The 5607-nt window shown below is 72.4% G+C and carries 2 protein-coding genes; both read right to left on the bottom strand.

Annotated features, from left to right (window positions below; all coding sequences use genetic code 11):
* Window positions 1–5160: type I polyketide synthase (locus BN4348_RS38525; protein WP_084454064.1), on the bottom strand; the 5160-nt coding region annotated here is incomplete at its 3' end.
* 21 nt (window positions 5161–5181) lie between these two features.
* Window positions 5182–5607: acyl carrier protein (locus tag BN4348_RS38520; protein WP_142308793.1), on the bottom strand; the 426-nt coding region annotated here is incomplete at its 5' end.

The raw sequence follows: 5607 nt of genomic DNA, 5'->3' as shown, positions 1-5607 counted from the left end.
CACACTAAGGGTGTAAAAAAAAAAAGACACCCGGGGGGCCCCCAGTTTTGCCCCCCCGGGGGGGGGGCCAGGCCCGGGCCCCGCCATGCGGGTCCCGCCGGTGATCAATGCCGTGCCCGCGGCCAGTCCGCCCGGGCCGTCGGGAAGGGTGAGCACCACCTTGCCGGTGTGGCGGGCCTGGCTCACGAAGCGATACGCCGCGGAGGCGTGCCGGACGTCAAACGCCTTGACCGGCAACGGCGTCAACGTCCCGTCGGCGAACAAGCTCATCAGGGCGCCCAGCATCGCCGCGATGCGATCCGGCCCGGCCTCCATCAGGTCGAACGCCCGATACCGCACACCCGGGTATTGGTCGGCGATGGCCGCCGGGTCGCGCGGGTCGGTCTTGCCCATCTCGATGAAGCGCCCGCCGGGGCCCAACAACCGCAAGGACGCATCGGTGAACTCACCGGCCAGCGAGTTCAGCACCACCTGGAAGCCCCGGCCGCCCGCCACCGCACGAAACTTCTCCTCGAACGCCAACGTCCGCGAATCGCCGATGTGGTCGTCGTCAAAGCCCATGGCTCGCAACGTGTCCCACTTGCCACGGCTGGCGGTGGCGAAAACCTCCGCACCCCAATGCCGCGCCAGCTGCACCGCGGCCATCCCCACCCCGCCGGTGGCGGCGTGCACCAACACCCGCTCACCGGCCTTCAACCCGGCCAGATCCGACAATCCGTACAGCGCCGTCAAGAACACCACCGGCACGCCCGCGGCCCCGACCAGCGACCATTCCGCCGGCACCCGCACCACCAGGCGCTCGTCCACCACCGCTTCGGAGCCCGTCAGCCCGATGATTCCCGTCACGGCGTCGCCGACGGTCAACCCGCTCACGCCCGGCCCGACCTCGGTGATGACCCCGGCGCCCTCAGCCCCCAACTCGGCGGCGCCGGGGTACATGCCCAACGCCACCAACACATCCCGGAAGTTCACCCCGGTCGCGGCCACCGCCACGCGCACCTGCGCGGCCGTCAGCTCGGCCGGCGGGCAGGGCTGCGCCACCAGGTCCTCGAGCGTGCCCGCGTCGCCCGCGGCCAGCCGCCACTCCCCCGGCGGCAGCGCCAAGGCCGAAACCTCGGCCGGCGCCAGCCGGGCGGCATACGCCTCGCCGGCGCGCACGACCACTTGCGGTTCACCACACGCGATCACGGTGTCGACGTCGATCGACCCGTCGGAATCAAGCAGTAGCACCCGGCCCGGGTGCTCCGCCTGCGCCGAACGGACCAAGCCCCACACCGCCGCGGCGGCCGGATCCGTGACCTCCTCGCCGTCGAACGCCACCGCCCCGCGGGTCTGCACGACGAGCACGCCCGGCCCGTCGCCGGCCAGCCAGGACTGCAACACGCCCAGCGCCTCGTGCGTGGCCGCGTACACCAAACCCGGCAGGCCGGCGCCGTCCTGCGAGCCCGGCTCCCACACCACCGCCGCCTCGGCACTGCCGTTGGGCGGCAATGACACCGGCGACCAGGTCGGCTGGAAGAGGCCGCCGCCACCGGGCCGGGCCGCCCCCGCCGACAGCTGCTCGGCCGACACCGGGCGAAGGACGAGCTCCCGCACCGTCAAGACGGGCAGGCCCGCGGGATCGGCCAGCTCCAGCGACACCGCGCCCGCACCGACCGGGCTCAGCCGCACCCGGACGCGCGACGCCCCGGCCGCATGCAGGCACACGCCCTGCCAGGAAAACGGCAGGACGGCCTGGGCCTGGGCGTCGTCCATCCCCAGCGCATGCAGGGCGGCGTCCAACAGGACGGGGTGTATGCCGTATCCGGCGACCGTCACGCCGGCGGCCTGTGGAACGGCGACTTCGGCGAAGATCTCCTCGCCGCGCCGCCACATCGCCCGCAGGCCGCGGAACGCCGGGCCATAGTCGTAGCCCAGCGCGGCCAGCCGCTCGTAGCCGCCGGCCGCGTCCACCGCCGTCGCGCCCGCCGGCGGCCAGAGCGACAGGTCGGCGGCCGGCTCCGTCGAGCCCGCACTCAACTCGCCCTCGGCGTGCAGCATCCAGTCCGAATTCGGTTGCACGTCAGACGAATACACGGCCACCCCCCGCCGGCCAGCCTCTCCGGCGGCTCCCACCACCACCTGCACGCGCACCGTGCCGCGCGCCGGCAGGATCAGCGGAGCCGACAGGGTCAACTCCTCGACCACCGAGCAGCCGACCTCGTCGCCGGCGCGCAACACCAGCTCCACGAACCCGGCGCCGGGAAAGAGCACCATCCCGGCCACCGCGTGGTCGGCCAGCCACGGCTGGGCGGCCGTCGACATCCGGCCCGTCAGCACCACCCCGCCCGAATCGGGCCGCTCCACCACCGCGCCCAGCAACCCGTGCCCGGTCGCCGCCAGGCCCGAGGTGCTCACGCCGCCCGAACCGACCAGTTCGGCCGGCAGCCAATACCGCCGCCGCTGAAAGGCGTACGTGGGCAACGGGACTCGTCGCGCGGGCAGGCTGTCATAGGTCGCCGCCCAGTCGATGGCGACACCGCTGACGTAGAGGCCGCCGGCGGCGCGCAGCGCGGATTCGCTCTCGGGGCGGTCTTTGGCGATCGTGATCACCGACGCGGCCGGTTCCGCGCTCAGCGACTGCGACAGCGACGCCGTCAAGGCGGCGCCGGGGCCCACCTCGACGAAGACCCGCGCGCCGAGCGATTCGGCCAACCGCAGCCCATCGACGAAGCGCACGGGTTCGCGCACGTGCTCCAGCCAGTACGCCGCCGACCCGTACCCCGGGCCGGCCAGCTCCCCGGTCACGTTGGACACCAACTCAATCCGTGGCTCACCGACCGAGATGCCGTCCAGCACCGCGGCAAAGTCGTCGATCATCGGGTCCATCAGTGCCGAGTGGAACGCGTGCGAGACCGCCAGCCGGTGTACCCGCCGGCCCTGCGTCGCCAGGCGGTCCACTACCGCGTCGACCGCGCCCCGCTCGCCCGAAACCACAACCGCTTCGGGGCCGTTGACCGCCGCGATGCTGACGCCCTCGGTCAGCAGAGATGCGACCTCGGCCTCGGCGGCGGCGACCGCCACCATCGCCCCGCCGGCGGGCAGCCGCGCCATCAACCGTCCCCGCGCCGCCACCACGCACGCCGCGTCGGCCAGCGACAGCACGCCGGCCACGTGCGCCGCGGCCAGCTCCCCCACCGAGTGGCCCATCACGACATCGGGCACCACACCCCAGGACCGCCACAGCGCCGCCAACGCGACCTCGATGGCGAACAGCGCCGGTTGCGCAAATTCGGTGCTCTCCAACAACTCCGGGTCGTCGCCCCAGACCACTTGCCGCAGCGGCAACCGCAGGTGGCCGTCCAACGCCTCGGCGGCCTCGTCGAACGCCCGGGCGAATTCCGGAAAGCGCCCGTACAGTGCCGCGCCCATGCCCAACCACTGCGAGCCCTGGCCGGGGAACATGAAGACGGTCTTGCCCACCGATCGCGCGCTGCCCACCACCGCCGAGGCGCCGGGGTGCCCGGACGCCAGCCCCGCCAGCCCGTCCAGCAGGTCCGCGCGGTCACCGCCGACCAGCACGGCACGGTGCTCGAAGGCCGACCGCGTGGTCGCCAGCGACCACCCGACGTCGACGACGTCCGCGCCCGGGTGCGCACCGACGTGCGCCGCGAGCCGGGCCGCCTGATCGGCGAGCGCCCGTTCCGAACGGGCGGAGACCACCCACGGCACAACCGGATTGGCGCCGTCGCGTTGCGGCGCCGGGCTCTCCGGCTCAGCGCTTTCGGCCTCGGTGGGCGGTTCCTCGATGATGACGTGCGCGTTGGTCCCGCTGATCCCGAACGACGAGACCCCCGCCCGCCGCGGCCCGTTCGCCGGCTCGGCCGTCCAGGGCCGCGGCTCGGTCAGCACCGACACCGCCCCCGCGGACCAATCCACGTGCGGCGTGGGCACATCGACGTGCAACGTCCGGGGCATGAGCTCATGGCGCATCGCCTGCACCATCTTGATCACCCCGGCCACCCCGGCGGCGGCCGACGTGTGACCGATGTTGGACTTGATCGACCCCAGCCACAACGGCCGGTCCGCGGGCCGATCCTGGCCGTAGGTCGCCAAAAGCGCCTGGGCCTCAATCGGATCGCCCAACACCGTCCCAGTGCCGTGACCCTCGACCACATCGACGTCGGCCGTCGTCAGCCCCGCGTCGGCCAGCGCCGCCCGGATCACCCGCTGCTGCGACGGCCCGTTGGGGGCGGTCAGGCCGTTGGAGGCGCCGTCCTGGTTCACCGCGGACCCGCGCAGCAGCGCCAGCACCGGATGCCCCAGCCGGCGCGCGTCGGACAACCGCTCCAACACCAGCACCCCCGCGCCCTCCGACCACGAGGTGCCGTCGGCGGCGCCCGCGTAGACCTTGCACCGGCCGTCGGGGGCCAGCGCCCGCTGCCTGCTGAATTCGACGAAGGCGGCCGCCGTGGCCATGACCGTCACGCCGCCGGCCAGCGCGAGATCACATTCGCCCGTGCGCAACGAGTGCGCCGCCAGGTGCATGGCCACCAGTGACGACGAACATGCCGTATCCACCGACACCGCAGGGCCTTCCAAGCCCAACACGTAGGACACCCGGCCCGATGCCACGCTCAGCGTGGAGCCGGTGAGCCCATAGCCCTCCAGCTCGCCCTTGACCTCGCCGCCGTAGCCGGCGTGAATGACCCCGGCGAACACCCCCGTGGGTGAGCCGCGCAGCGCCAGCGGGTCAATCCCGGCCCGTTCCAACGCTTCCCACGACACCTCGAGCATGAGTCGCTGCTGCGGGTCCATCGCCAGCGCCTCGCTGGGCCCGATGCCGAAGAATCCGGCATCGAAGTCGCCCGCGTTCTGCAGGAAGCTGCCCCGGCGCGTGTACATCTTGCCCTGGGCGTCGGGGTCCGGGTCGTACAACGCGTCGATCTCCCAGCCACGATCGGTGGGAAAATCGGACACCGCGTCGCGGCATTCGGCCACCAGCTGCCACAAGGCTTCCGGCGAATCCACCCCGCCGGCGTAGCGGCACGCCATGCCGACCACCGCCACCGGCTCGGACAGCCTGCCCTCGAGCTCGGCCACCCGTCGCCGGGTCCGCCTGAGGTCTGCGGTCAGGCGCTTGAGGTAATCGACGTGCTTTTCGGTGCTCGGCGTGGTCATTTCAGGGGAATTTCCTAGGTCTTATGAGCGGCCGAGTTCTTCGTCGAGGATCGCGAAGAGTTGGCTTTCGTCGGCGGCGTGGAGGTCCTGATCAAGCTCGTCAAGGTGGTCGGGGTCGGGCTTGTCGGCGGGAGCCGTTGCGGCAAGCAGGGTTTGGATGCGAGCGCTCAGCCGCGCCTTGTCGTCCGGCTTGCAGTCGGGCGAGTCCAGCAGCGCCTGCAGCTCGCGGACGATGTCCTCGAAGCGGGACATCAGGGCGGGCCCGTCGGCGGTGGTGGCCAGTTCGGCGCCCAGGTGAGCGGCCAGGATCGCGGGTGTGGGGTAGTCGAAGATCAGGGTGGGCGAAAGCGTCAGGCCCGCAGCCGATTTGAGGCGGTTGCGCAGCTCGACGGCGGTCAGCGAGTCAAAACCGAGGTCCTGGAAGGCGCGGTCGGCGGCGATGTCGCC

It is taken from the genome of Mycobacterium interjectum, assembly GCF_900078675.2.
GTDB classification, from domain to species: Bacteria; Actinomycetota; Actinomycetes; order Mycobacteriales; family Mycobacteriaceae; genus Mycobacterium; species Mycobacterium interjectum.
This window is presented reverse-complemented; position numbering and strand designations above follow the sequence as displayed.